The sequence below is a fragment of the Sivoneniella epilithica UHCC 1019 genome (assembly GCF_040830845.1).
Lineage (GTDB): Bacteria > Cyanobacteriota > Cyanobacteriia > Leptolyngbyales > Leptolyngbyaceae > ULC077BIN1.
Genome location: NZ_JBFPDP010000005.1, coordinates 129,652 through 156,364, shown reverse-complemented (window position 1 = coordinate 156,364; position 26,713 = coordinate 129,652). Strand labels below are relative to the sequence as shown.

General features: G+C 48.8%; 31 protein-coding genes. 19 read left to right on the top strand and 12 right to left on the bottom strand.

Annotated features, from left to right (window positions below):
• The first annotated feature begins 67 nt into the window (after positions 1-67).
• From AB3R30_RS05370 to AB3R30_RS05360, 3 genes are all read left to right on the top strand, one after another.
• Positions 68-1,039, top strand: coding sequence for a LysR family transcriptional regulator (locus tag AB3R30_RS05370; RefSeq protein ID WP_458648115.1), 972 nt, complete (start codon positions 68-70; stop codon positions 1,037-1,039).
• A 13-nt stretch (positions 1,040-1,052) separates the two neighbouring features.
• Positions 1,053-2,120: an anthranilate phosphoribosyltransferase family protein gene (locus AB3R30_RS05365; RefSeq protein ID WP_458648114.1), complete on the top strand. Its 1,068-nt coding sequence runs from the start codon at positions 1,053-1,055 to the stop codon at positions 2,118-2,120.
• A 277-nt stretch (positions 2,121-2,397) separates the two neighbouring features.
• The gene (locus AB3R30_RS05360) at positions 2,398-4,341 is read left to right on the top strand and encodes a PAS domain-containing sensor histidine kinase (RefSeq protein WP_458648113.1); all 1,944 of its coding nucleotides are present in this window, start codon (positions 2,398-2,400) and stop codon (positions 4,339-4,341) included.
• A gap of 3 nt (positions 4,342-4,344) precedes the next feature.
• Here the strand turns inward: AB3R30_RS05360 and AB3R30_RS05355 are convergent, their stop codons facing one another.
• Positions 4,345-5,646, bottom strand: a complete 1,302-nt coding sequence (locus AB3R30_RS05355) for an ABC transporter substrate-binding protein (RefSeq protein ID WP_458648112.1) — start codon at positions 5,644-5,646, stop codon at positions 4,345-4,347.
• 240 nt (positions 5,647-5,886) lie between these two features.
• Here AB3R30_RS05355 and AB3R30_RS05350 point away from each other — a divergent pair, with 240 nt between their 5' ends.
• On the top strand, positions 5,887-6,426 hold the full coding sequence (locus AB3R30_RS05350; RefSeq protein WP_458648111.1) for a hypothetical protein: 540 nt from the start codon (positions 5,887-5,889) through the stop codon (positions 6,424-6,426).
• A 158-nt stretch (positions 6,427-6,584) separates the two neighbouring features.
• The gene (gene cysE, locus AB3R30_RS05345) at positions 6,585-7,385 is read left to right on the top strand and encodes a serine O-acetyltransferase (RefSeq protein WP_458648110.1); all 801 of its coding nucleotides are present in this window, start codon (positions 6,585-6,587) and stop codon (positions 7,383-7,385) included.
• Positions 7,386-7,411: 26 nt separating this feature from the next.
• On the opposite strand, the gene AB3R30_RS05340 is transcribed toward cysE, so the two are convergent.
• The gene (locus tag AB3R30_RS05340) at positions 7,412-8,464 is read right to left on the bottom strand and encodes an aromatic ring-hydroxylating dioxygenase subunit alpha (protein ID WP_458648109.1); all 1,053 of its coding nucleotides are present in this window, start codon (positions 8,462-8,464) and stop codon (positions 7,412-7,414) included.
• A 201-nt stretch (positions 8,465-8,665) separates the two neighbouring features.
• On the opposite strand from AB3R30_RS05340, the gene AB3R30_RS05335 reads away from it, so the two are divergent.
• Positions 8,666-9,274: a hypothetical protein gene (locus AB3R30_RS05335; RefSeq protein ID WP_458648108.1), complete on the top strand. Its 609-nt coding sequence runs from the start codon at positions 8,666-8,668 to the stop codon at positions 9,272-9,274.
• On the opposite strand, the gene AB3R30_RS05330 is transcribed toward AB3R30_RS05335, so the two are convergent.
• From AB3R30_RS05330 to AB3R30_RS05320, 3 genes are read right to left on the bottom strand one after another with little or no spacing between them, the layout of a single operon-like run.
• On the bottom strand, positions 9,257-9,937 hold the full coding sequence (locus tag AB3R30_RS05330; protein ID WP_458648107.1) for an HAD family hydrolase: 681 nt from the start codon (positions 9,935-9,937) through the stop codon (positions 9,257-9,259). The two genes, AB3R30_RS05335 and AB3R30_RS05330, sit on opposite strands and share 18 nt — an antisense overlap.
• A gap of 37 nt (positions 9,938-9,974) precedes the next feature.
• Positions 9,975-10,808, bottom strand: a complete 834-nt coding sequence (locus AB3R30_RS05325; protein WP_458648106.1) for a carbohydrate ABC transporter permease — start codon at positions 10,806-10,808, stop codon at positions 9,975-9,977.
• On the bottom strand, positions 10,792-11,766 hold the full coding sequence (locus AB3R30_RS05320) for a LysR substrate-binding domain-containing protein (RefSeq protein ID WP_458648105.1): 975 nt from the start codon (positions 11,764-11,766) through the stop codon (positions 10,792-10,794). Before AB3R30_RS05320 ends, AB3R30_RS05325 begins: the two co-directional genes overlap by 17 nt.
• Before the next feature lie 417 nt (positions 11,767-12,183).
• On the opposite strand from AB3R30_RS05320, the gene AB3R30_RS05315 reads away from it, so the two are divergent.
• The gene (locus tag AB3R30_RS05315) at positions 12,184-12,585 is read left to right on the top strand and encodes a fasciclin domain-containing protein (RefSeq protein ID WP_458648104.1); all 402 of its coding nucleotides are present in this window, start codon (positions 12,184-12,186) and stop codon (positions 12,583-12,585) included.
• A gap of 154 nt (positions 12,586-12,739) precedes the next feature.
• Positions 12,740-14,347: a family 10 glycosylhydrolase gene (locus tag AB3R30_RS05310; protein ID WP_458648103.1), complete on the top strand. Its 1,608-nt coding sequence runs from the start codon at positions 12,740-12,742 to the stop codon at positions 14,345-14,347.
• A 36-nt stretch (positions 14,348-14,383) separates the two neighbouring features.
• On the opposite strand, the gene AB3R30_RS05305 is transcribed toward AB3R30_RS05310, so the two are convergent.
• Positions 14,384-14,617, bottom strand: coding sequence for a hypothetical protein (locus AB3R30_RS05305; protein ID WP_458648102.1), 234 nt, complete (start codon positions 14,615-14,617; stop codon positions 14,384-14,386).
• 326 nt (positions 14,618-14,943) lie between these two features.
• Complete coding sequence (locus AB3R30_RS05300) at positions 14,944-15,585, bottom strand: Uma2 family endonuclease (protein WP_458648101.1); 642 nt, start codon at positions 15,583-15,585, stop codon at positions 14,944-14,946.
• On the opposite strand from AB3R30_RS05300, the gene AB3R30_RS05295 reads away from it, so the two are divergent.
• The 8 genes from AB3R30_RS05295 to AB3R30_RS05260 all read left to right on the top strand — a co-directional run bounded on the left by AB3R30_RS05295 (position 15,575) and on the right by AB3R30_RS05260 (position 18,518).
• Entirely contained in the window at positions 15,575-15,703 is a 129-nt protein-coding gene (locus tag AB3R30_RS05295) for a hypothetical protein (protein WP_458648100.1), read from the top strand. The two genes, AB3R30_RS05300 and AB3R30_RS05295, sit on opposite strands and share 11 nt — an antisense overlap.
• 164 nt (positions 15,704-15,867) lie before the next feature.
• Entirely contained in the window at positions 15,868-16,368 is a 501-nt protein-coding gene (locus AB3R30_RS05290) for an SH3 domain-containing protein (RefSeq protein WP_458648099.1), read from the top strand.
• Positions 16,369-16,477: 109 nt separating this feature from the next.
• Entirely contained in the window at positions 16,478-16,627 is a 150-nt protein-coding gene (locus tag AB3R30_RS05285) for a hypothetical protein (protein ID WP_458648098.1), read from the top strand.
• 80 nt (positions 16,628-16,707) lie between these two features.
• Positions 16,708-16,953, top strand: coding sequence for an AbrB/MazE/SpoVT family DNA-binding domain-containing protein (locus tag AB3R30_RS05280; protein ID WP_458648097.1), 246 nt, complete (start codon positions 16,708-16,710; stop codon positions 16,951-16,953).
• Positions 16,940-17,329, top strand: a complete 390-nt coding sequence (locus AB3R30_RS05275; RefSeq protein WP_458648096.1) for a PIN domain-containing protein — start codon at positions 16,940-16,942, stop codon at positions 17,327-17,329. The genes AB3R30_RS05280 and AB3R30_RS05275 overlap by 14 nt, the downstream gene beginning before the upstream one ends.
• A 225-nt stretch (positions 17,330-17,554) precedes the next feature.
• Positions 17,555-18,118 carry a Uma2 family endonuclease gene (locus AB3R30_RS05270; protein ID WP_458648095.1) on the top strand — a complete coding sequence of 188 codons (564 nt, stop codon included), beginning with the start codon at positions 17,555-17,557 and terminating at the stop codon, positions 18,116-18,118.
• 152 nt (positions 18,119-18,270) lie between these two features.
• Entirely contained in the window at positions 18,271-18,393 is a 123-nt protein-coding gene (locus AB3R30_RS05265; RefSeq protein WP_458648094.1) for a YqiA/YcfP family alpha/beta fold hydrolase, read from the top strand.
• Entirely contained in the window at positions 18,369-18,518 is a 150-nt protein-coding gene (locus AB3R30_RS05260) for a hypothetical protein (protein WP_458648146.1), read from the top strand. The genes AB3R30_RS05265 and AB3R30_RS05260 overlap by 25 nt, the downstream gene beginning before the upstream one ends.
• A 227-nt stretch (positions 18,519-18,745) precedes the next feature.
• Here AB3R30_RS05260 and petA read toward each other — a convergent pair whose 3' ends face one another.
• Entirely contained in the window at positions 18,746-19,687 is a 942-nt protein-coding gene (petA, locus tag AB3R30_RS05255) for a cytochrome f (protein WP_458648093.1), read from the bottom strand.
• 186 nt (positions 19,688-19,873) lie between these two features.
• The gene (gene petC, locus AB3R30_RS05250; protein ID WP_458648092.1) at positions 19,874-20,413 is read right to left on the bottom strand and encodes a cytochrome b6-f complex iron-sulfur subunit; all 540 of its coding nucleotides are present in this window, start codon (positions 20,411-20,413) and stop codon (positions 19,874-19,876) included.
• A 225-nt stretch (positions 20,414-20,638) separates the two neighbouring features.
• On the opposite strand from petC, the gene AB3R30_RS05245 reads away from it, so the two are divergent.
• From AB3R30_RS05245 to AB3R30_RS05235, 3 genes are all read left to right on the top strand, one after another.
• Entirely contained in the window at positions 20,639-20,953 is a 315-nt protein-coding gene (locus AB3R30_RS05245) for a DUF3067 family protein (RefSeq protein WP_458648091.1), read from the top strand.
• A gap of 12 nt (positions 20,954-20,965) precedes the next feature.
• Complete coding sequence (locus tag AB3R30_RS05240; RefSeq protein WP_458648090.1) at positions 20,966-22,339, top strand: FAD-binding oxidoreductase; 1,374 nt, start codon at positions 20,966-20,968, stop codon at positions 22,337-22,339.
• Positions 22,340-22,466: 127 nt separating this feature from the next.
• A complete protein-coding gene (locus AB3R30_RS05235) occupies positions 22,467-23,825 on the top strand; it encodes a (Fe-S)-binding protein (RefSeq protein ID WP_458648089.1) in 1,359 nt (452 codons plus the stop codon).
• A gap of 143 nt (positions 23,826-23,968) precedes the next feature.
• Here AB3R30_RS05235 and AB3R30_RS05230 read toward each other — a convergent pair whose 3' ends face one another.
• From AB3R30_RS05230 to AB3R30_RS05220, 3 genes are all read right to left on the bottom strand, one after another.
• Positions 23,969-24,181, bottom strand: a complete 213-nt coding sequence (locus AB3R30_RS05230; protein ID WP_458648088.1) for a hypothetical protein — start codon at positions 24,179-24,181, stop codon at positions 23,969-23,971.
• A gap of 53 nt (positions 24,182-24,234) precedes the next feature.
• A complete protein-coding gene (locus tag AB3R30_RS05225) occupies positions 24,235-25,698 on the bottom strand; it encodes a phosphoglucomutase/phosphomannomutase family protein (RefSeq protein WP_458648087.1) in 1,464 nt (487 codons plus the stop codon).
• Between the two features lie 99 nt (positions 25,699-25,797).
• Positions 25,798-26,622 (bottom strand): TPM domain-containing protein, encoded by an 825-nt coding sequence (locus AB3R30_RS05220; RefSeq protein ID WP_458648086.1) that lies wholly within the window; start codon positions 26,620-26,622, stop codon positions 25,798-25,800.
• Positions 26,623-26,713: the final 91 nt, after the last annotated feature.

Genomic DNA, 26,713 nt, shown 5'->3' with positions numbered 1-26,713 from the left:
AAGTCGCTGGCAAGAATCCGATAAGGTCACTTCAAGCTTAGAAGTGTGACCCCAGTACACGGATTTCATGCGTTTAGAACAGTTGCAAGCATTTTTAGCCGTGGCAGAAACGGGTAGTTTTCAAAAAGCTGCTCAATGTTGTGGTGTGACTCAATCTGCCATTAGCCGCCAAATTCAGGCATTAGAGGCAGATTTGGGTGCGCCCTTATTTCATCGCACGGCTCAGGCAAAGCTAACGATTTCGGGCGATTTACTGTTGCCCCGTGCCAAAAAAATCTGTCAGGAGTGGCAAAATGCAACGCAGGACGTGGCGCAACTGGTGGCAGGAAAGCAACCAGAACTCTGTGTGGCGGCGATTCACTCTATCTGCTCTCATCACTTGCCTCCCATTTTGCAGCAGTTTTGTCGAGATTATCCCGATGTGCAACTGCGCGTGACGGCGTTAGGCAGCGATCGCTCTCTCAAAGTGTTGAAAGATGGCTTAGTTGATTTGGCGATCGTCATGAACAATCGCTTTCTAACCATGAGTCCTGAGATGGTTGTGCAGGTGCTTTATGAAGAACCGATCAACGTATTGATTGCCGCCGGACATCCCCTCGCTGCCTATGCTGCGATTCCCTGGGCAGAACTGACTCAGTATCCTCAGGTCGTGTTTAAGGATGGCTACGGGATGCAACGCATTGTCCAAGAACAGTTTGAACGGCGCGGCGCAACCCTCAAAGCGGTGCTAGAGTTAAACACCCCCGATGCGTTTAGAGGGATTGTGCGCCAGGGTGAATTGGTTGCGCTGTTACCTGAATCTGCATTAATAGATGCTTACACCGATCCCGCTTTGGCAGTGCGTCCAATTGCATCGGGCTACAGTGGCATTGACACAGAGTCGTTGACTGATCCACCCTTAACACGTCAGGTTGTTATGGTCACTACCCGCGATCGCCTGCAAATTCCACCTATTCAACACTTTTTCAGCTTGGTAGTTGATCATCTTGCCCAATCTGCAACTGTTTTACCCTTAACACCTGTCGGTCGTGACGCTTAATTGAGAGAACACTATGAGCCATGCCTTTAGAGAACTTCTCCGCAAAATTGGCAGCGGTCCTCATACAGGACAGAACCTAACGCGACTAGAAGCCCACGCCGCGACCAGAATGATGTTATTGCAAGAGGCAACCCCTGCCCAAATTGGCGCGTTTATGATTGCCCATCGGATTCGTCGCCCGACTGGAGAAGAACTGGCAGGAATGCTAGATGCCTATGAAGAACTGGGTCCTATGTTGCAGGCAATCGCGGCTTCTTACCCTACCTTGGTGTTTGGAATGCCCTACGACGGCAGAACGCGCACGATGCCAATTGTGCTACTGACAGCGTTGATCTTAGCGGCAGCCGGGTGCCCGGTGGTGCTGCATGGGGGCGATCGGATGCCAACTAAAGAAGGTGAGCCATTGAGTCTTTTTTGGTATGGATTAGGCATCGATTGGACAATGCCCTTGTCGCAGGTGCAAGCCACATTTGAACAAACAGGCATTGGTTTTGTTTATTTGCCAACCCACTTTCCCCTCGCTCAAGGACTCGTGCCCTATCGCGAGCAAATTGGCAAGCGTCCACCGTTTGCGACGATGGAGTTGATCTGGTGCCCGTATGGGGGGAATGCCCATGTTGTGTCTGGGTTTGTGCATCCTCCCACCGAAACCATGTTTCAAAATGCCCTTGCTTTAAGACGAGTTCGCCAATTTACTACTGTTAAAGGGTTGGAGGGAAGCTGCGATTTGCCCAGAGAGCGAACCGCCATCATAGGGTTAGGGACTGTGAATGTTGCAGGTGAAGTAGCGTTGGAACGACTCTGTTTGCCGCCGCGCGAGTTTGGATTTGAGGGAGCCAATGTTCCGTTAGACACACCTGAAACGGCGATCGCTGCCATGCAGTCTGTTTTGGCAGGGCAACCCTCGGAGCTAATGAAATCGGCATTATGGAACGGCGGCTTTTATCTGTGGCGCTGCGGCATTAGCGCTTCCATTCAAGCTGGCATCATGCAAGCAGAACGATTATTCACCACCGGACAAGCCAAGCAAAAACTGCAAGAGCTTCAGCAAGCTACCACCGCGATCGCTGTCATTCGTTAGCTTAACCTCTGCACTCCGTACTCTACCCACTCCGCACTTTTTTTTACACTGTTGCTTGCTTTGTGTAACGCAATGGTTCTCTGTTTTTGGGGTAGGGCATACTGAAGCCACCCAATCGATTGACACCCGTGAAATATTTATTGATAGGCTAGGGTGGCGGGGAGCATTTCTAACCCGTTCTGGCTGCTGGCATTGGACAGCGCAAATGCTTAGTTAGGGCGGGTTAAAGGGACTTTTTATTGATTTAGCAGCTACCATAAATCTCTTTTTTTTAATCATGACAGCCACCTCTTTAGAGCAAGAAATAAAATTTTTACGTCAACAAAATGCTCACTTAAAGCAGCAACTCCACACAATAACGCAGGCGAGTTTAAAGTCGGTAGAGAACGCAGAACATGCCACAACGGAGGTTTTAACTGAACAGTTGGAACTGCGGATTGAAGAACGAACGCAAACCTTGCAGATGGTGATTGCCCAATTACAGGCGGAAATTCGCGATCGCCACGAGGCAGAAATCGCCCTAGCTGCCAGCGAAGCAAAATTTCGTAGCCTGGTTGAACATGCTAATGGGGTGATTTTTGAACTTGCTCTTGATGGCACTTTCACCTATCTTTCGCCCCATTTCACCAATGTTTGGGGCTTTGAAATTTCTGAAGTGATGCACGAGTCGTTTGCCCACTGCATTTATCCAAAAGATTTATATGCCTGCCAATCCTTTCTTAAAAAGATTGCGATTACAGGGGAAAAACAGTCTGGGCTGGAGTTTCGGGCGCAATGCAAAGACAGCAGCACCCCTTGGATGATGAGTAATGCGTCTCCGATGTATGGCAGTAAGCGGCAACTCATTGGATTTCAGGGCATTGCGTTTGATATTAGCGATCTGAAGCAGGCTGAAGCGGCTTTACGTGAAAGTGAACAGCGGTTTCGAGATGTCAGTGAGGCGGCTGGCGAATATCTCTGGGAACTCAGTGCAGACGGCATTTATACCTTTGCCACCGAAAAATCAAAATTTGTTAAAGGATACAAACCTGCCCAACTGATCGGGCGATCGCCGTTTGAGTTTATGCCCACAACCGATAGCGTCAAGGTGAAAGCAATCTTGAAAGATGCCTGTGCCCACAAAAGAAGCTTTACCCTAGAATATCGCAATATCACCCCGTCTGGAGAAATTGCTTGGGAAAAAGTGAATGGACTGCCGCTGTTGGATGAGGCGGGTGAGATTGTTGGCTTTCGAGGAGCAGGACTGAGCATTACCCAACAAAAAGTTGCAGAAGAAGCGTTGCGGTCTAGCGAGCAGGAACTTCGTCAAAAAGCTCAAGACTTAGAACGTACCCTCAAAGAACTCCAGCACACTCAGTCGCAATTGATTCAAAGCGAAAAAATGTCTTCCCTCGGACAACTGGTTGCGGGTGTGGCTCACGAAATCAATAACCCAGTGAACTTTATCTTTGGCAATCTGTTTCACGCCAATGAATATGCTCAAGATTTAATGCGGCTGATTCAGGTTTACCGACAGGCGTATCCCAATCCAGTCAGCAGAGTGCAAGCTGAGGCAGACGAGATCGACCTGGATTTTGTGCTTGAAGATTTGCCCAAACTGCTGTCATCCATGCGGGTGGGGGCTGAGCGTATTCAAAAAATTGTTTCATCACTGCGAACATTCTCCCGCATGGATGAGGCAGACTTCAAAGCGGTGGATATTCATGAAGGGATTGATAGCACGTTGATGATTTTGCAAAGCCGACTGAAAGGACGCAGCGATCGCCCCGAAATTACGGTCACCAAGCACTATGGCACCTTGCCCCAAGTGGAATGCTACGCCGGACAACTCAACCAAGTGTTTATGAATCTCTTAAGCAACGCGATCGACGCGATCGACGAGCAGATTGAAAACCATGCGTCAAGTTCTGCGCCTAATGCCATACAAGCTCTCTCGCCTCTCGCCTCTTGCCCCTTGCCTCTAATCACCATCCACACCGAACTGACCCATTCTAATCACATCCGCATCCGCATTGCTGATAATGGATCAGGCATTCCCGCAGCGGTTCGCGATCGCTTGTTTGATCCCTTTTTCACCACCAAGCCTGTTGGTAAAGGCACCGGCATGGGATTATCCATCAGCTATCAGATTGTGACCGAACGGCATCACGGAACATTACACTGCAACTCGTCACCGGGGCAAGGCTCAGAATTTGTGATCGAAATCCCCGTGAAACAATAGGCGCTAGGACTGACTGTTCCATTCATTTGCCGCATCGTTAATCGCTTGATCTACCGTTTTTTGTTCCAGCATGGCAGCTTGCAAATTGTCGTAAATCACTTTTTGCAATTTTTTGACGTTTTTCATCGCAGGAACTAGGACTTCTGCATCTTTCATCTGCGTCGCACTGATGACCCTGGCTTTGTCAACCGGAGTAGCATTTGTCGGAGTTGTGCTGAAATAGGAATCTTGCAGCGCTTTTACGGTGGAAGGCAAGACATTCGCTGCTTTCGCAAAGGCAAGTTGGTTTACGTCATTGGTGACATAGAGGGCAAATTTGAGCGCCCCTTCCGCCACGTCCGTATCTTTGGGAACAACCAAGTTCATGACTGCAACATTTTTTTTGCCCGTGTCGCCTGTGATTTGTGCGGCTGAGGCAGAGGATTTGGCGATCGTGGGAGCATTTGTGGCAATATTATTCAAAAATTCAGCACCCGATGCCAAAACCGCCGTATCTCCCCGCTGATAGAGGTCGATCGCGTGGCGGTGTCCCTCTGTTAGCACTTCTTTAGGAATCAAGCCATTTTTGTACAGATTCACCCAATACTCAAACGCAGTCTTGCCTTGGGGCGTATTAAATGCCGCCTTACCATTGGTATCAACCAAACTCACACCCATTTGCACAAATGATTCCAGCACTTCTCCAGAATCTCCAGGCACCACTGTGGCAAAAAAGGCATATTTTCCCGTTTTATCCTTCAGCGTTTTGGCAGCGGTTGCCAACTCTGCATAGGTAGCAGGCGGCTGATTCATGCCCGATCGCCGGAAGGAATCCGTGTTATAGATCGTCACTCGCGTCGTTAAGTACCAAGGCAAGCCAAAGGTTTTGCCATTCAGTGTACTCGCCTTCCAAATATTGGGTAAATAAAGCTGCTTCACCTCTGCCGGAATCTTCTCATCCAGTTCCATCCAGGCATTGCGCTCTGCAAGTTGCGAAGCAAACCCAGGATTCAAATTCACCACATCGGGCGCAGTTTTAGCAGAAACAGCAGTCAAAATTTTGCGCTCCATATCCGCCCAAGGCACATCTACCCAGCGCACCGTGTAAGCCGAATTTTCTTGCTCAAATTGGGCAATTAGTGTGTTGAAATAATCCGTAAATTCTGGCTGAAGCTGCATCGTCCAGAATTCAATTTCCTGTTTGCCAGCAGCGGTGTTTGCTGGAGGGCTATTGGAAGGAGTGCCGCCACAGCTTGCCAACCAACTGAGCATAATCCCACAAAGAGCAAACAAAAACGCTTTTTTCCAACGAGAAATCCGATTCATTGTAAGTAGAAATAGGGGACAGAAAATGGGGTAAGGATCGGCAAAGACTGCCCTCACCCTAGCCCTCTCCCGATGGGAGAGGGAACAAGAAACGTCCGAAAGCCCTTCTCCTTGGGGAGAAGGGTTGGGATGAGGGCAAATTAGCTGCACATTGCGTAAAAATCATACTGGCACAAGTTAACTCAAGAAGCAGATAGCAAAGTTCGTAGAATATAACTATTAAACCAAGGGTGAATCTGAATGAATAGCACGATCGCAGTTCTCTACAAAATACTGGGTGGCAAATTAGGAACACTGGCAATCATCACCATAGTTGCAAACCTGACAGTTTCAAACCTGCCCACGATTGCCCAAGAGTCAAACTTTGGCAAGATATCTCTTAGCACAGCCAATCCAGTTGGTAGACTTTCTGGCTCCACAGGAGGCTCCATCTCCTTACCTGCGATTATCAGTAACATGGATTACCGGAACAATCGCTGTCTAGGCTTTGGCGACTCTAAACCAGATCACATCCTCACCTTAGAACAAAACTTTCCTAGTTTGAGTATTCAAGTCACCAGTGGAGCAGATACAACCCTTGTGGTGCAAGGCTCGGACGGAATAGTACGGTGCGGCGATGATACGGGTGCCCAAAAAGATGCCAGCATTGTAGATACCAACTGGAAAGCAGGCGTATATCGCATCTGGGTCGGCTCGGCGGCTCCTGGAACTCAACGCGACTACAGACTGACGATTCAACCAGTTACACCTCAACCATTTCCTTTCACAGTTCAATTTTAAGCCTCACGGTGTAGTCTCAATGATTCAGGACCAATAAGGTATGCTGATTTTTTATGTACCCTTCTAGAGCATTTTCAATCCGCCTTATTGGAGGATGCTAGATAGGGCACGTCCAGCGCTAAAATGAGTAAGTTCATCATTGCCGAGGGGCATCCATCGTGCTTTCGATCCTTCTTGCAGATTTCCGCATCATTTTTGAGCGCGATCCGGCTGCTCGCAACTGGCTAGAAGTGCTATTTTGCTATCCCGGCTTGCAAGCACTTTTGATGCATCGCTTTGCTCATTGGCTCTATCGATTAGGGCTGCCATTCGTGCCTCGGTTGATTTCTCACTTAGCGCGCTTTTTCACCGGAATTGAAATTCATCCCGGTGCCCAGATTGGGCGGGGTGTGTTTATTGATCACGGCATGGGCGTAGTCATTGGAGAAACGGCGATCGTTGGAGATTATGCGCTGATTTATCAAGGCGTAACCCTAGGTGGAACGGGCAAAGAATGTGGCAAACGTCACCCAACCTTAGGCGAAAACGTGGTGGTGGGTGCCGGAGCAAAAGTTTTAGGCAATTTGTTAATTGGCAACAATGTTCGCATTGGTGCGGGATCGGTGGTACTGCGCGATGTGCCGTCAGATTGCACGGTGGTTGGGGTGCCGGGTCGGATTGTTTATCGCTCAGGCGAACGGGTAGAACCTTTGGAGCATGGTCGTTTACCTGATTCGGAAGCGCAGGTGATTCGGGCATTGGTTGATCGCATCGAAAACTTAGAGCAACAGGTACAAAGCTTACAACCGGCTGAACCTAGAGTGCTTGAACCCGCGATCGCGGCGATGTCAGCCTCATTCAATGGTGCGGCATCTAATGGCAAATCTACGATTCCAGCCACTTGGTTACCCACAACCGCTGCCAACTGTCGCATTCGAGATCGCGTTATTGAAGAATTTTTGGATGGCTCAGGCATTTAGATCTGCCAGTTAGATAGATCTGCCAGTTAGATCTGTGCTTGACTTTGAATCAAACGCTGAACACTGATTAGCGCTCGGTTTAATTCGTAAGGGCGGCGATCGGGATTTTCTACATATGCCTGCTGCTCATCTTCAATCATCGGCACATCCTGCAATACCAAGCCATCCAGCAATTTTTGAGCAGAACCAAACAGCCGATTTTTCAAGAAAAGTCGCAATTTTGGAGATAGCTTATGCAAATTTGGGAAAGCATTCAGCGAGGTGAAATGCACTAGGTAAGCGCGGGTATGGGTTTCATCCACGGGGCAAAACAGGCAGTAGATTTTGAAATCGTCTCCCAGGCGAGAAACCCAATGCGGATACACATAACTAACATCAAGTGGTTCTGGATGCAACTGTCGTAGTTGAGGGATAAACAGTTGAGCAACAGACCAAATTTTGTCAATCCGGTAGTAGCTTTGGGCGCTGTAGTGGGCATCAATCCGGCTAGCGGTTTCCTCAATCGTGTCTAGTTCTGCCGATGCCCAAGCTTGCAGATCATGGTGCAAATGCCCATGGTACATGTCCATCAGGTTTTCAATCAGGTAGGAAAAATGGGCGTTGGCATCGATTACCGAAACCGTGGCAATGTAGTTGAGATGATCCCATTCAGGTAGCGCCAGCGGTGGAATTTTTTCTGCCAAACTTGTATCTCCTGGAAACACCCAAACGAAGCCATCTTGCTCTTTCACGGGATAGCGCCGAACACGGGTATTCGGCAATTTTTGATTCGCTTCTAAATAGGGAACTGCGCTGCACTGTCCTTGGGCATTGATCCGCCAACCGTGATAAGCGCACTCTAGCTCACCTTCGACAACACAACCCCGACTCAGCTTGACGAACCGATGCGGACACCGATCTGCCAATGCCTGGATTTGTCCCTGCGAATCTCGAAAAAGCGCGATCGCTTGTTTCCATATCATCACCCCCATAGGCTGGTCAGTAACTTCACTACTCCGGGCAACCCCATACCAATGATTCGGATTGATGCTAGCTAACCGAATATCAAACCGAGGCGATGCTGAAACAGGAGCATTCATAGACCAACTCACTCACACCCAATAAGCTCACACTCAAGATTGTAGCTTTGTAGCGATCGAACCACCGTATTCCAAAATTAAGGAGAAACCCCTGCATAAAGTTTTGCTGAGAGCGCCATAAACTATTCGGAAACTATTCGGACTTATTTGAAGCAGGGTTGTAGATTTTTAAGAGGAACCCTAAGTCGCGAGAGGAGAATCATGAAACAACATCTTTGGAGAATCGGTTTAGGGTTGGGTTTGACAATTAGCACGGCAGCGGCAGCGATCGCGATCGATCCGGCTCCGGTCACCCAATCCTCAAAAGTGGAATGGTCGCAGGTGGTCAGCGATCGCTTTGATGGCAATCTTGTTTACGACAAAAATTTTGATGGCGGCGGCACTTTTGTCTTTGTTAGTAGCTGGTCACCCCAAGGCATTCGCGCTACTTATACCGAATATCGCTCAGAAGTAGTGGACTACAAAACGGTTTGGCGGAGCAAATGGGTGACTGAAAATGGGAAACGCCGCGAAGTGCAATATCGTGAGCGAGAGCCGATCTATCGCAAATATCAAACGGAGCGATCGCCCAAAGCCATTAAGTTTGCCATCAACAACCAGATTTACACTTATGAACAGGGCACCGTTCCCACTGAACTTGCTGCTGCTTTGGCTAGCGCCCCTTTAGAAAATATGACCATTCGCCTAGTCTGGGAAAACGGCGCAACTACTGATACTGCGATCGGCAAAGGCACCGTTGCCGCTTGGAAAACGGTGTTCAAACCAAGCGCGCAGTTTGGCACCAATCAGCCTTTAGCCCCCAATCCCTAGGGGTTGCTCAAAGGTGCAGTTCAAAAAATTATAGAGTGTGCGATCGCTAAAATCAGTCACAACTAAGGTTGCACCGACTGCATACAACTCTTCTGGCAAATGGGTTGAAGCAATGCCCACGGTCAAAATCCCTGCCCCAACCGCAGATCGAATGCCAGAGGGCGAATCCTCAAAGGCGATCGCGCAGTTGGCGGCGGCACCCAAGCGGTCTAATCCAACCTGGTAAGCCAATGGATCAGGTTTAGCACGTTCTAAGGTTTCTGCCAGCACAACGGTTGCAAACTGCTGAGTTAATTCCAACACTTGCAGCATAAACTCAGCGTTTTCCGGCGGCGCATTGGTCACTACCGCTTGCTTCAACTGCCGCTCATTTGCCCATGCCAAGACTTCAGTTAAGCCTGCGATCGGCTGCAATTCACCGGTTGCTTGTCTGCGGAACGCTGCCTCTTTTTGATTACCCAACTGCCGACTTTTTTCAACACTCAAATGGGGCAGCAACTGGTTTAAGATCGCCGCGTTGGTTCGTCCACTAAAATTATTTTCATAAAATGGGCGGTCTATCTCTAGCTCATAGTCCCGCAATATCTCTTTCCAGGTTTGGAAGTGAATCGGATCGGTGTGGGTTAGGGTGCCATCTAAATCAAACAGCAAAGCAGTCAGCATCAAAGGCTCCTTGCATCATCTGCGCCAAGTCTAGCGATTATCCTTTAACTCCGCTAGCGGCTTCGGTCGGCACAATGTAGCGCTGCATCAGCAAGAAAAATAGGATAATGGGCGCAATGGAAATCACCGAACCTGCGGCGATTAAGCGCCAATCAAGCGAAAAGGTGCCTGCTAGGGATGCAACGCCGAGGGGCAGCGTGTAATATTCTGGGCGATCGAGGACGATCAGGGGCCACAAAAAATCGCTCCAAGAACCAATGAAAACAAAAATTGCCAGGGTGACCAAGGCGGGACGAATGGACGGCAGCATCACATACCACCAGATGCCAAGCTCGGTGCAGCCATCAATCCGCGCCGCTTCTTCCAGTTCTTTGGGCACCCCTTGAAACGCTTGCCGTAATAGGAAAATGCCAAAGGCAGAGGCGATCGCCGGAAAAATAATTCCTAAATAGCTATTCCGTAAGCCCAACTGCACCGCCAGCACATACAGCGGAATCATCACAATCTGAAACGGGATCATAATCGTTGCCACGATCGCGGTGAAAATCGTCTCTCGTCCGCGAAACTGAAGCCTCGCCAATGGATACGCCGCCAAGGAACAAAACAGCAAATTCAGCGCCACGGTTAGCACCGAAACAATCACGCTATTGGTGATGTAGCGCCCAAACGGATGGGATTTCCAAACCGTGACAAAGTTTTGCAATGTCGGCTGGCTAGGAATTAAGCGCGGCGGAAACTGAAAAATATCCTCCGTCGGCGACTTCAGCGACGTGCTGACCAGCCAAACTAAGGGAATCAACATCGCGATCGCGATCGTTCCCAACAGGGCATATATCCCCAAAGTTTTCCAAATTTCAAAGCGTTGTTTCATCCTTATCATGTCCATTGGGCTTGCGTCCCTGGCTAAAAACGCCTTGAAAAGCGGTTTGTTCCGCAATAGTTTTACCTTCATTGAGCAAATAATCAAAAAATGTTTGAGCGATCAAAGACAATTGCTTACCAGCAGGATAAATCACATACCAGTACCCTTGAATTGGAAAGTTTTCCACATCCAAAATGGTGAGTTGGCTATTGGTGCCTTCTAAGGCAAGCGTATGGAGAGAAAGCACAGAAACCCCCAGCCCGCCCGCGATCGCCTGTTTAATCGCTTCATTACTGCCCAAATCCAACTTCACTTTCAAGGGCAGACCACTTTCATCAAACACTCTTTGAATAGCTTTGCGCGTTCCAGAACCAGGTTCTCGCATGATGAAGGTTTCCTCTGCCAATCGTTTTAGCGGAATATCTACTTCACTCGCTAAAGGATGATTTCGCCATGCCAGCACGACTAGCGGATTCTCCAAAAACGGCTGAACGGTAACATCCAACTCCTCTGGTAGCTGGCTAAGAATGTATAAGTCGTGGCGATTATTTGCCAAACTGTCAATCACATATTCATGGTTCGTCACCATCAGCGAAACATCGATTCCTGGATAACGTTGACAAAAGGGTCCCAACAGTCGAGGAATCACATACTTCGCAGTAGTCACCACGGCTAGTTTCAGTGCCCCTTGCTTTAGCCCTTTAATGTCCGAGATCGCAGTCTCAAACTGGGACAATCGCTCAAAAATCTCACGGCAAGTTGTATGAAGTTCTTTACCCGCATCCGTCAAATATAGCCGTTTGCCCACTTGCTCAAATAAGGGAAGTCCAACGGCTTTAGAAAGTTGCTTCACCTGCATTGAAACAGTCGGCTGAGTTAAAAATAGTTCCTCAGCAGCGCGCGTAAAACTATTATGGCGAGCGACGGCTTCAAAAACCTTAAGCTGATGGAGGGTAGCTTGCCTCAAAAGTTGATCTCCCAAACACTGTAAGAATCATAGATTAGATTCAATTATTTTAATCGGAAACAATGATTTTTGTTTATGGACTCGCACGTTATCATAATTTTCAAGAGTCTATGCTCCCTTCCAAAACAGCGTTGCACAGGTAGGTAGGCAGCAAAGTTCCTACGAACGCAAGCGGTTTTCTTTTAGAAAAACTAAACAATGCTAATTTCTACTGTGTGCAACGCCTATTTAAACTGTTTAGGGCTACTGACAATACCATTCAATCAGGTGTTTTTGTTATCGAATATTAAACCAGAAACTTACTGCCTCCCAGAATTTTTTTGGTTGCGATCGCACAATGATATCTTTTAATCTAAACAATGAGAATACGCTAATTAAAATCTCCCTTTTTCCTATCACCTATTACCTACTACACCCATGCCCGATATTGTTGATATTGCAGTAGGTGCTGGCTCATTTAGCACACTAGTGGCTGCTGTCCAAGCAGCCGATTTAGTTGAAACGCTCAAAAGCCCAGGACCGTTTACAGTGTTTGCCCCCAACGATGACGCATTTGCTAAACTTCCACCCGGAACCATTCAAACATTGGTTCAAAATATCCCTCAGCTTGCACGTATTCTTACATTTCATGTTGTTTCGGGAAAATTAACAAAAGCTGACTTAGCTCAATTGGGAACCGTAACTTCAGTTGAAGGATCTGCCATTCCGATTGATTGTTCAGACACTTTTGAAGTTAAAAATGCAACTGTTTTAGCAGCAGACATAGAAGCAGATAATGGCATCATTCATGTCATTGATACCGTTATGTTAATGGGATAGCTATCCACTTTAGCAAGCAGAAGGGCTATCTTAACCCATCAAAAAATCAAGTTTGAAAGTAGACTTTTTAGCCTAGCTGCTTGAGTTTTTGTGCCAAATTTGAGATCCTGCATTAGCCTGGTAAGGCAGATTTTTGATCTTCCTGATTTGTGCCATGGCTTCTAGCGGTTCTAACACTGTGCATGTGACAACGCAGTCCTCATCTGAACAACGATCCTTAGCGCGGATGTTTGGTCAGCGATCGCGCCTTATTTTTTGTCGTACTGTTATCACTGGCATCACGGCAGGATTAGTCAGTGCTGCATTGCCATTGCAGCCTGCCGAAGCCGCAAATACGCCCTACTGCCAACAAACGGCTGCCGCGATCGCCCAAAAGGAAAAACTGCGCGTTGAAGCAGTGAAAGGTAACGCAGATGCACAGAAAAAATATAAGGCAATACTGGTGCAACAGGGCGATCGCCTACGGGCTTGCCGCACCCAAACGTGGCCCCAAAATCAAGCCATCTGGATTCGGCTCTATGCCTGTGATACTAAACCCGGTGTTCTAGAGGCAGTGTTAGATCGCATCGTGGATCGCGGCTATAACCAGGTCTACGTTGAGGCATTCTACACGGGTCGGGCGCTGCTGCCTGTTAACCAAAACGCCACTCCCTGGCTGTCTACTCTGGCAGGTTCGGGTGCCGATAATGTAGATTTGCTGGCACAAGCCATTCAAAAAGGACGGGCGCGTGGATTGAAAGTGTATGCCTGGATGTTTGGCATGAATTTTGGCGCAAACTATGTCCGTCGTTTCGATCGCCAGCAAACCTTAGCGAAAAACGGGTTAGGTCAAACGAGCTTAACTGCGAATGTGTTGCCGGGACTCAGCACCGAGCTAGGAAAACTGAATCCCGATGAAGTCTTTGTCGATCCCTACAGCCCGCAAGCCCGACAAGATTATTCATCGCTGATTTCGGCGATCGCCCAGCGCAAACCCGACGGCATCCTGTTTGACTACATTCGGTATCCCCGTGGCAGCGGCGGTGCTTCAGTCGCTAGCAAAGTTCAAGACCTCTGGGTGTATGGCGACGCATCCCAACAAACCCTTTTGCAGCGCGCTCAGAATGCTAGCGGCGTGGAACTGCTCCGGCGTTTTTTGCAATATGGCTTTCTCAAAGCGGATGATTTGAAAGAAACCAATAGCGTTAAGAATCTGACAACCGCCCCACTGCCAGAACAGCGCCCCGTTTGGCAAGGAATTGACACCTCGCGGATTCCTGCCAACCTGCCCACCGCAAAGCAAGCCACGCTGTTTCAAGCAGAGCTTTGGCGATTAGCCGTTGCCCATGCGGGTCAAGGAGTGATTGATTTTGTCAACGAAGCCACTGGCAATGTGCAAAATCGAGGGATGTCAACTGGAGTGGTGTTTTTTCCCGATGGCAACCTGACGATTGGACAGGGCTATGATTCCCGACTGCAACTGTGGGATCGTTTTCCAACTACGGCAGAGTGGCACCCCATGGCGTATGGGGTCTGCGGCAATACTAGTTGCGTGATGCAGCAAATTCAGCGAGTGTTAAGCCGTGCCCCAGTGGGTGTGCAAGTGAAACCCGTATTAGCTGGAGTTTGGCAAAAATCGGTAGGTAATCGTCCGCCGTTGGAAGCCCAAATGCAGGTGCTTTATCGGATGGCACCGCAACTTAAATCGGTGAGCCACTTCGCCTACTCCTGGCAAGAACCCGGCTCAGATCGCGATCGCAAAGCCTGCACCGTTCGTCCTTAGATCGTGCGGCATTGATATTCAAGATCTATAGCTTTACTAGTCTTGCTTGGGCATCAGCCAATCGGTTGTTTCCAGCACTAGCTTTACTTCCGCCGTGCCCGTGTTCACATACTCAATTACCTTAAAGGTGCAGTCATATTCCCAGCCGGTGGCATCGGTGATAACTTTGGCGATCGCCTGCTCCAATGCTTTAGTGTTCACCTCTTTCAGCTTGTTTTCTAGTTCCATAATTCCCTTTTGCGTGAGCCGCCAATCTTCTATCGCCTGCATTGTAGGCTGTTTTGACCTGCTATTTCTGATAGGCTGCGGGTTAGATTACCGTCTCAACCTTTATCGTGCTGATTCTCGGCAAGCCTGCTCTTCTTGAAACGTTGTCACTGGTTGCTACCTATACCGCTGCATTCTTCTTTGCGAAAGCATCCACTTGAATTCACCTGATTAGGTTGGTTGTTCCACAATACCTCCATTACCGCGATCGCCTTTCTTGCGTAATGCGATCGCTGATGTCACAAATGGGTACTTGGTCATAGCCAGGTTAGTAGAACGCTGAAATATATCAATATGACCCTGCCACTTTGGAGTTTTAATTCCCCTATTCACGCCTTTGCCATTTGATTTCGCAGGTTTCGCAGCATTGTGCTGGTTCCCTGCTGAAATGCCTGCTGCACCAATTGAGGGATTATTTCGGCGATCGCTACATCGGGGAAGGTGGGGCTAACGATAGATTCCTGATACTGATCGTTTTGCAACAGGTGAATCTTCAGTTTGCCGTTGTCGTAAATCCATACTTCCGGCACTTGCAGCACGGCATAGGCTTCTAGGGTTGTTTTAGAGGTGACATCGGTTTCAATCGCTAAATCTGGCGGCGGGTCTTGAGCCATATCCATCCGCAGGAAATCGCGCACCCGTTCCGCATTTTGAATGTAAAAGCAAGTATCCGGCTCTAATCCTGCTCGCTTCAATTTCTTAAATGTGGTGGAGCCAAAATCTTCCCACTCCCGCCCCTGCGAATCTAACAGCAGTTTAATAATGTCGGAAATAATCCGATGAGGGCGCTCATGAGCGGGTAAAGGCGACATCAGTTCTAACGTTCCATTGCAATAGTTGATTCGGGGAATGCGGCGTTCTTCCCCCAATTCTGCCAGCAAGTCTTCGTACTGTTCCCAAGTCACATTCGGAATGAGCAGGTGACTGCCAGGAGAGAGCGCAATCGTTTTAATCGGTGTTGTGACCGTCATAGAGTCTCTTCAATTAAGAGCTATTGCTGGGAATGTGCCTAGTTCACGCAGTCGGCGATCGCCTGAATCCCACAAACTGATGATTTCCACCCATTCTACAGCGATCGCATTACGCTAGGAGTTGCGATCGCTGACAGCTATACACATCTGAAATCTGAAAATAGTCGGAAAGATTCTAACTATCTACCCAAAATGGCGTGTTACACGGAAAAAGTCCTGATAATCCCTAGCTCTTGAAAATATATAGAAAAAATCCTGACAATCTCCGATCTGATGGTTATTATGCGGAAACAGTCCGATGAATTAATTGTTCAATCACAAATTAGTTATTTTCCACTAAGCATCACAAAGATGAAAAAACTTGTTGCTTGTATTGCCTGTCTCACAATTGCCCTAAGCTTGAATCCTAGTATTGCGAATGCTCAGCGGGGTAATCGTTCACTTTGGAACGCCTTTGTAAAAGAAGCTTCAAGGCAGTTTGGACCACAAATTACACGGACAATTTTAGATTCATTGTTTGGTTCAAGTGCCAAGGCAGAAGTTGCTCGGAAATCACAAAGACCAATTATCTGTGCTGTTACCGATCCAACTGGCACACCTCTCAACGTTAGAGCAACACCTAATGATCCGGCGGTTCTGGCAAAATTGCCTAATGGAGGGAGAGTAACTCCTTATAGGATTGGATATGATGAGAAAAATCGTTATTGGGTTCTTGTAGGAGATTCTAAACGCCCTTGGGGTTGGGTTTTTAGAAATTATGTATCATGCTCCTTGGATTCTTGACTTTAGCAGATAGTTGGTAAAGTGAGCGGCTAATGCATTCCTTGAAGCGAGTCTAGGATGCGATAGCAATAGATACAATAAACGATGCAGTTGAAACAAGGTCAAGCTAATGACAGTTCGACAACCCCGCTACAGCAAAGAAGAGTTTGCCCATCGAGGTGGTGAGATTTATGAGTTGCGGGTGCGATCGCGTCCAGACTTGCAGACTCTAGCGGATAAGCGCTTCAGCCGTTCCCAAGGCACTGGCACTGTTGTCTAGGACTAGTTGTGTCAGTTTTTGGGGTACTGTGTTGGCTCAGTTAGAATCGTGGTAAAAACTCACTTGCGGCAATCCTAACTATGCTCAGTACAACACTTACCAATACCGGACAAATTACCCTACCTGAAGAAATTCGGCAGCATCTCAAGCTAGTGAGCGGCAGCCGAGTCGAGTTTGTGATCGATGAAGACGGTCAAGTCAAAATTTTCCCCCTTAACGTTGCCGTAGAAACCTTATCTGGCATCCTCTATCGACCCGACATTCAACGAATTTCCCTTGAGGATATGGAAACTGCCATTTCCGAGGGCGCGAATGATTGGACTTGATACCAACATCCTCGTTCGATACCTTACTAGAGATGATGAGCAACAATGGCAACAAGCTGTCAGCGTTATTCAACAGAATCAGCCTTGCTTTATCACCAATATCGTTCTGTGTGAGCTGGTTTGGGTACTCAGAGGGACAAACTATGGCTTTCGCAAAAACGAGATCATCAATGTGCTAGAGGCTATGTTGCATAGTGCAGCCTTTGAATTTGAAAACCGATCGACGGCTGACCAAGCCTTACAGCAATATAAGCAGGGCAAAGCTGATTTTTCTGACTATTTGATTGGGGCGATATCTCGACAGGCGGGTTGCACAGAAACCGTAAGCTTCGATGGCAAATTGAAGAGTGAACGGGGATTTCAGTGCCTGAAGTAGCAGAGCCAGCTAACACTGGGTGGAAGCGGGCGAGCGAAAACTACTGGTGTGGTTCTCAAGGCTGTCTGCCGCCGTTGCACTTCACCGTTGAATCTTCTTCCAGTCCAGTTTAGGGTTAGATTCAGATGGTTATAAGCGGCAGAGTGTTGCTTAGCGGAGATGGGGTGAGTCGGGGCGATCGCGTACCATAAAGAAGCACAATCTCTAGCATCGCCATTGCGTCCTATGACACAAGCTTCTGACCGGGTTCGCTGGACAACCGAAGATTTAAAACTCCTGCCTGATAGCAGCAGTCGCTATGAAATTATTGACGGACATTTGCTGATGACTCGTGCGCCCCACTGGAAACACCAAAAAGCGATCGTCAAGGCTTCCAGAATTTTGGACACTTGGTCAGAGGCAAGTCAGTTAGGAGAAACCGTGGCAACACCAGGGGTAATTTTTGACGATGCGGATAACGTAATTCCTGATGTAGTCTGGATTAGCTACCAGCGATTAGCAGCAGGAGTAGATGAGGAAGGGCATTTCACCATCGCGCCCGAACTGATCGTTGAGGTGCTGTCTCCAGGAACGCAGAATGAGCGGCGTGACCGTGAAACTAAGCTGAAACTTTATGCAGAGCGTGGAGTGCAAGAGTATTGGATTCTAGATTGGCGCACTCAACAACTTGAAGTTTACTTTCGTCAAGATGCTTTTCTAAGGCTTGCTGCAACGCTGTTTTCTTCAGATGTGCTTACCTCTGCTATCCTGCCAAACTTTAGCTGCGCGGTTGCTGAATTCTTCCGTTAATCATCGGCATCTACTTCGTATTCGGCAATTTAGCTTATGAAGCGTTCAAAAAGCGCACTCCGCTTGTCCCATTAACAGATGTAGCTAGGCGAACTGTGCCGCCCTTTCAGGATTGCTAGAGTCAAGCGGTGAGCCGATTGGTTATGGTTTGAATGACCTTAAATAAAAAAACAATGCCCCAATATTTTTATCTTCATGGGTTTGCCTCCAGCCCTCAGTCGGTTAAAGCGAAAAGCTTGAGCGATCGCAGGTGGTACAAACCGTTGAGGAGATGAGTGTGGATGGAGGCAAAGTGCGACTGCGAACCCCGCAAGGAGAGCCGAGTGAATGGCGAGATTACAAAGCTGTGAATCTGCACCAATGCTGTGTGAGTGATTTTTCCAGGAGAATTCAAGCTTAACGGCAAACAAGTTGGGCAACCCATGAAGCTAGCAGGAGCGCAATGGAAAAAGGACAATGTTCCGCAGGTGCTTCTCCAGCATACTGCTTACCTCAATGGGCAATTCTCAAAATAAGTCTTGCAAGACTGGGATACTCTCGGGCGACATCATCAATTCTATGCAAATAAAACAAGGGATCTAATGAACCAGATCCCTTGTTTTACGGATATTTAGAGAGACTGGAAAATCAAAATTCCATTTCCGCCTCTTGCACTCGCTCCACCTGCTTCTTCTTCAAGACCAGCATGATTTGAGCTAAGGTGACGATCGCAAAGAATGCTAGCAATCCAAGAATACGATTTGGATCTTGCAGGACGATCTCAGCATCCACTTGACCAAAGCCGCCCACATTAGGATTGCTAGTCAACGCATCCCCAGCAGCGACTTCTTGTCCTTCAGCTACTAGCAACTCAGGACCCGCCGGAATCGTATCCACTGCGGACTTGCCATCGCTTGACTCAATGGTTACGGCATAGCCGCCATCGTCTGCTTTAGCAACTTGAGTCACTTTACCTGCCAAGGAGGCGTTATAAACTGTGTTGTTGCTCTTGTCACCCGTAGGATAAATTTGTCCACGACCGCGATTGCCACCCACATGAACAGAATATTTCCCAAAATGAATGGATTTATCCTGATTGGGATTGGGCGACAGGATAGGAAACACAATTTCCTGATACTGCTCACCGGGCAACGGACCCACCACAATCATATTTTGTTGGGTGTCGCTGTAAGGCTGGAAGTAAACATCCTGCACTTCTTCTTTAATATCTTCAGGAATGCGGTCTTCAGGCGCCAAGGTGAACCCTTCCGGCAACATCAGCACTGCACCGACGTTGAGCGGACCTTTTTCTCCACCAGCAACCACTTGTTGAACGGTGGTGTCGTAAGGAATTTTGACGATCGCCTTAAACACCGTGTCAGGTTTGACAGATTGAGGCACCTCGACTTCGGTGGGCTTTTGGGCTAAATGACAGTTAGCACAGACAATGCGTCCGGTTGCTTCCCGTGGGTTTTCGTAGGCTTGTTGAGCAAAAATTGGATATGCAGCGGCTGTTTGGGGAAGAGCCAAGCTGCCTGCCAAAAAGATCATAATCGCAGCGATCGCCCCTAGGGAAGATCGTCTTAGCAAATTAGCTCCGAGCAGACGGGTGTTAGTAAAAAAACAATTTCTCATATTTATCAGCGTTAGCAGGGGAATCGGCAGAATGGCAGCTTCACCAAAAGGTTTAGCAGAATTGGTTGAGCGGGATTGTCTTAAAAAGCAACGGTAACGGCTTAACGTTGTGGCTCAGAATCGTGAAAGCCATCACTCGTTTTAAGCCCACCAAGGAGCTTCATCGGTTCGGAAATCGGTCTCAGTCCAAGGAGTAAACGCGATCTTATCCTCTTCAACAGCCGCATGAACGAGTGCCAGAGAGAGCGGTGCCGGACCGCGGACGACCTTTCCTTCACTGTTGTATTGAGACCCATGGCAAGGGCACATGAATTTGTTCTCATTCGGGTTCCAAGGAACAACGCAACCCAAGTGAGTACAAATAGCATTCAAACCAAAGTTCGCGATCGATTTATCTTCCTGCACAATCATATAGGTTGGATCACCCTTAAGCCCCTGAGCCAAAACGTGATCGCCGGGATTGTGGGTTGATAGAAAATCGGATACAACCACTTCATTGCCTAGGGCATCTTTAGCCGTAACACCACCACCCCCGCCACCGCTGGACGGAGGAATGAAATAATTGATAACGGGGTAAAGCATTCCGGCTACTGCCCCACCACCTGCGCCCACTAGCAACAGGTTCATAAATTGACGACGACCCAAATCGGGCACGTCTGAAGATCCAGATAGTTGAGTCATGACGAATACTAAGCGATATTTAGGATCGGTCTTTCAAGGAATTCACAGAGGTTCTACGTAATTATTACATTCTGTTAGCATCCTTAAAAACTGAGAAGTGAATTCAAAATAATACGAAATGTTAAGCTGACTCGATTTGAATGAGGATGAAGTGCAGAGTGCGGAGTACAGAGAGGGAATGATTGGTTCGTGCCTCCGTCCTAGCTGTGGGATACTAAAGCTCTTATGATTGGACAGGATCTTCAGCAGCTTTTACTAATGAAGTGGGGGCGATCGTACGATATCCAGCTACGGCGTACCCAGGGGAAAATTTTCGCTTTAGTCATGTGGAAGTATTTGGAGCAAGCTTCCTTTCCCATGACGGAGGCGGAGTATTTGGAGCATCTCAACGCAGTTGTTAGCTATATCCAGGAATGGGATGCATGGGCGCAGGTGCAGATGTTTGTTTCGCGGACTCGTGAACGTCCGCGCCAAGGAAAGGCGGTCAGCATTCCCTTAGATCTGGGAGAGCGAGCCTCGGAGTGGATTTTGGATGAATAGGACGATTGACTGATGAATACTAACTCGATGCAAAAAGACTCTGCTCAAATTCAGGCGATCGCGCCAAAACTACAGCAGGTTATCGGAGCCGCTTACGTGCATCCATGGAGCCAGATCGAGCAGCCTTGGCAAAATCGGATTTCCCAAGCGATCGCTCCTACATCTGAAGTTGCCTGCCTCGCCTTCCCCCAAACCGCCACCGAACTCGCCGATATTGTCACCTGCGCTCACCAAAACCACTGGGGCATGATTCCCGCTGGTTCCGGTAGCAAACTTCACTGGGGCGGCTTAATCCAGCCCTCATCTCTCGCCCCTCACCTCTCGCCTTTTATCACACTCAGCACCCAGCGACTCAATCAACTCATTGATCATGCCGCCGGAGATTTAACGGTGACCGTGGAAGCCGGAATGCGCTTTGCAGAATTGCAGACCCTTTTAGCCAAAGCGAATCAGTTTTTGGCGATCGACCCTAGCTATCCCCAAGAGGCAACCATTGGCGGGATGGTGGCAACAGCAGACACAGGTTCTTTTCGCCAGCGCTATCAAGGTGTTCGCGATATGCTGCTCGGAATTTCCTTTGTCCGGGCAGATGGGAAAATGGCGAAAGCGGGCGGCAGGGTGGTGAAAAATGTGGCGGGCTATGACCTAATGAAGCTATTCACTGGCTCCTACGGCACTTTGGGCGTGATCACTCAGGTGACTTTGCGAGTGTATCCGCTGCCAGAAGCTTCTCATACGCTGATTCTCAGTGGCGATGATGGCGCGATCGCCGAAGCCACAAGCCTATTACTTAAGTCTGCCCTCACCCCCATCCATGCTGATGTTGTTTCGGGCACTGTGATGGCAGCGTTGGGATTAAAGTCGGCAATGGGTTTAGCAGTGCGGTTTCAAAGCATCTTGCCCAGTGTGAAAGAGCAAATGAGTCGCTTAGCTGAGGTAGGGCGATCGCTCAGCCTATCGTATGCCTCCTATCTAGATGACGAAGATGTCATGCTATGGGAACGATTGCAAACGCGAATGACTGTGGCTCCCCAATCCAATCAAATTGCCTGCAAAATAGGAATACAGCCCTCCAAAGCGATCGCCCTTTTACAGGAACTTCATCAGCTTTCGTTCCCATTCTGGTCTGCCCAAATTCATAGCGCTAGTGGCTTAGGACGATTTATCTGCGCTAGTGACTTCCCGTCCAATCACTTGCTCAAACTGCGCGATAGTTGCCAAACACACGGCGGCTTTCTATCGATATTGCAAGCGCCCACTGCCCTAAAACAGCACATTGAAGTCTGGGGCTACTCCGGAAATGCCTTAAACGTCATGCGATCGCTCAAACACCAGTTTGATCCAAACAATTTGCTGAGTCCCGGTCGATTTGTCGGAGGAATTTAGCAGGAGTTAGGGGCGAAGTGAATGACGAATGCAGAATGGCGAAGGGGGACGGTAAAACGCAAAATTTCCACTCCCTAAACTCAAAATTCAAAACTCAAAACTTAGAACTTTTCCCCAAAAGAGCCGTATGACCACCGATTCCCCATCCGCCGAACTTCAAACTCCGAACTCCGAACTTCTTCTTAGCTTCGACTTCCGCAACCCTCCCGATCCCAAGCTAATTGATAGCTGCGTTCACTGTGGATTTTGCCTATCCACTTGCCCCAGCTATCGAGTAATTGGCAAGGAAACTGATTCGCCACGCGGACGCATTTATTTGATGGATGGGGTGAATGAAGGAACCATTCCGCTGTCGTCTGCCACCGTGGAGCATTTTGATTCCTGTTTGGGTTGTCTTGCCTGCGTCACCACCTGCCCGTCGGGAGTGCAATACGACAAGCTAATTGAAGCAACCCGGATGCAGGTCGAACGCAATCATGGGCGATCGCTGCCCGAAAAACTGCTGCGTCAACTGATCTTCTCGGTGTTTCCCTACCCCAATCGGCTACGACTGCTGCTGCGACCGTTGGGGCTGTATCAAAAAACGGGCTTACAAAAACTGGTGCGATCGCTGGGCGTGATTCAACAAATTTCACCCCAGCTAGCCGCAATGGAAGCCATGCTGCCCCCCATTTCCGCCAGCGCCTTTCAAGATCCTATTCCCGCTGTCATTCCCGCTCAAGGCAAGCAGCGTTACCGGGTGGGAATGCTGCTAGGCTGTGTGCAACGGCTCTTCAACCCGGATGTCAACACTGCCACGGTAAACGTTTTAACCGCCAATGGCTGCGAAGTCGTCGTGCCCAAGCTGCAAGGCTGCTGTGGTGCCCTAACCCACCATCAGGGACAGGAAGAGCAAACTAAAACCTTAGCGCGTCAACTAATCGACAGCTTTGCCGCTGCCAACGTCGAGTTTATCTTAGTCAACGCCTCTGGCTGCGGACATACGCTGAAGGAATACGGGCACATCCTGGCAAATGATCCGATTTACGCGAACCGAGCCAAAGAGTTTGCTGGCAAAGTGCGCGACGTGCAGGAGTTTTTGGCAGACGTGGGGCTAACGGCAAAACTCTCGCCCCTGCAAGATCAGCCGCTAACGATGGTTTATCAAGATGCTTGTCATATGCTGCATGGGCAAAAAATTAGCGTCCAACCGCGCACGTTGCTAAAGCAGATTCCGGGTGTGCAACTGCGTGAACCTGTGGATGCGGCGTTGTGCTGTGGCAGTGCCGGAGTTTACAACATCTTGCAGCCAGAAGTCGCCGCAGAATTGGGACGACAAAAAGTCCAAAATCTCACGAATACGGGTGCATCCCTGATTGCATCAGCCAACATCGGCTGCTTCGTGCAAATTAGTAAACATTTGGAACTGCAAGATAAAACCGTTCCCGTGCTTCACCCAATGCAACTCCTCGACTACTCCATTCGCGGCGTTAAACTTAGCGATTAAAATAGACAATATCCAGGTTGGCGATTTAGAACCTCCCGAAACGGGAATGAACCATTCTCAGGCAATGAACCGTCAGCACCCATAGGCAGAGGTAATCGTTGAAGATATTGAATCGTGGCTATTCTACTCTTCATCCAACAAACTCAAGTCGGCAAAAATTTCGGCGAGAGGAACGGTGAAGCCAGGAATGATGGTTTCACCACACTAGAAAAGTGTCCATGCTCCATGCCTGAGTTGCCCACGATGAACAATTGTTCATTTACCAATTCGTAGCGATCGCCATCCGGCAACGCCATGAACTCCTCATCCGTCCAATTGCGTTTCTCTGAAATGGTTTTATCTGAAGCGATCGCCATACTCTAGCTCCCTATTCCCTATCATCCACTCGCCACTCGCCACTCGTCATTCCCTACGCCTTATTTGCCCATTCTCGCGCCCAATCGAGGGTTTCGTGGACTTGCTCCAAGGTTTTTGCTTCGGAATACAGCCGCAAAACGGGTTCTGTACCGCTGAAGCGAATCAGTAGCCAGCGTCCATCTTCCAGGCGAAATTTGTAGCCATCGATCGCCAAGACATCCACCACTTTTTGTCCGGCGATTTCAGTCAGCGGTTGGCTTTCTAATTGATTCAACAATCGCGCCCGTGCTTCCATGCCAGACAACGGTAAATCAATGCGATCGTAGTTGGAAAAGAAATCAGCGCGGGTTTGCAAGTCATGATAAATGTCGCTGAGGTCGGCGTTGAACTTGACGATCGCTTCTAGGACATACAGCGCTGACAGTAGGGCATCTCGTTCAGGAATGTGATTGCCATAGCCAATGCCGCCAGACTCTTCGCCACCGATTAGCACCGAGGTTTCTAACATGCGATCGGCAATATATTTGTAGCCAATCGGCGTTTCATAAACGGACAAGTTATGCAGTGCTGCCACTTTGGGCATTAGGTCTGAGCCGCTGATGGTTTTGATAAATTCACCCGTGAAGCCGCGATGGATCACGAGATGCTCTAGCAAAATGGGGATGAGAATTTGAGAACTGAGGAAATTTCCTTGTCCATCGACTGCCGCAATCCGATCGCTGTCGCCATCAAACACCACCGCCACTGCTAACCCGGTCGGGTGCTGTTGTCGATAGCTGTGAACCTGATGAAATAGCTCAGACATATATTTTGGCAAGGGTTCCGGTGCGCCACCGCCAAACAATGGATCGCGATCGCTGTTCACTTCATGAATGGCAGTGCCCAACAGTTGCTCCAAGCCACCCGCTGCGGCACCGTGCATCACATCGGCAAACACCGTCAGTTCACCCGTTTCAATCGCTGACCGAATCATGGCAATATCCACCTTCGTCCGCAACCCCTCGCAGTAGCTTGTCCAGGGATTGAAGAGAGTAAGGCTGCCGGGAGTAGGGGCAGGGGTAAAGCCTTGGGGCAAGCGGGCTTCAATTTGTTGGGTAATTGCGGGGGCAACCGATCCGCCAAACGCTCCTTTCACTTTCAAGCCGGAATATTTGCCAGGATTGTGGCTGGCGGTGATTACCAAGGCTCCAAGGGCGTTCTGTTGTTTGGCTGCCCAGCTAAAGGCGGGTGTGGGTGCGTAGCCATCAGACAACAGCACGTCAAAGCCAACCTGCTGAACTGATTCTGCCACTGCTGCCGCAAATTCTTCTGACAAAAAGCGGCGATCGTAACCCACAATAATCGTGCGGCTGTTGTTGGTTTCACTGCTGTAGTTTTCGGCTAGGACTTGTGCCGCGATCGCTGCCACATATCGCACCCGTTCAAACGTAAACTCTGCCGCAATCACACCCCGCCAACCATCTGTTCCAAACTTGATGCCGTCAATTAATGCCGCAGCCGGAGTGGATTGAGTCATAAACCAAGTTGCCTCACGTTTTTGAATAGGATTCCCCTCACGAGTGTATTCGCAACCGAAGGCGATCATCTACCTCTAAATCATGACCTCATCAAATCCTTACCAGCTATCGCCCGCCCCACCGCCATCGCTGCTGCCCCCGCCAAAATCGCTGCTGGAGCTTGAGGAACTAGAGGAACTGTCACTTGAGTTGGATGAACTATTGCTGCTAGGAGTATCGCTGGTAAAACTAGAACTAGAGGAACTGTCAGCCGAATCCCATGACTTGCTGGAACGGTGATCAGTCTTTTTAGGGCTGCTTCTCACACCGATCAAATTTCTCAGCCCTTTTATAGTTGCAGAAACAACGGAATAGATCGTGAAGAAAGAAGTAGTCACAAGTCCTCCCACTAAAATCCACAGGAGGATTCTAAATGCGGCATCCGATAGGGCTGACGGTTGGGACAATTCGACGGGCGATTCTGATAATGCTTGGGAGATCGCTCTCGTTCCTGCCAAAGTCCCTTCGTTAAAGTTGCCCTGTTTATATTGAGGGCTGACTGATTGAGTCAATATTATTTCTACTTTAGAACTGGGCAGTAGCGCTGTTAATCCAGTGCCAGTCTCAATTTCGGTGCGGCGATCGCCCTTGGAGATCAAAAACAGCACCCCGTTGTTTTTACCCTGCTTGCCAATTTTCCAAGTATTAAATAGTTGCGTGGCAAAGGCTTTTGAAGAGGCAGAAGGCTTAGTCGTTGGCACAGTGACCACAGCAATCTCGCTGCCGTTTTTTGCTTCCAGTTCTGTGGCAATGCGATTGATCTCTACTTCTGTTTGGGGTGTGAGCAACTCTGCCGTATCCGCCACCCAACTGTTCATCCGCCGAGGATTGGGCACCTCTTGAACCGTAACCGCAAGGGCGATCGCGGATTGACTGAGAACCATAAAACTCATCCATCCAATCGCTGTTGTTGGTTTAAGCATTTGCGGTTGCGCTCTCAGGTATAAAGCTACTAGTGCCTTCACGCAATCTATC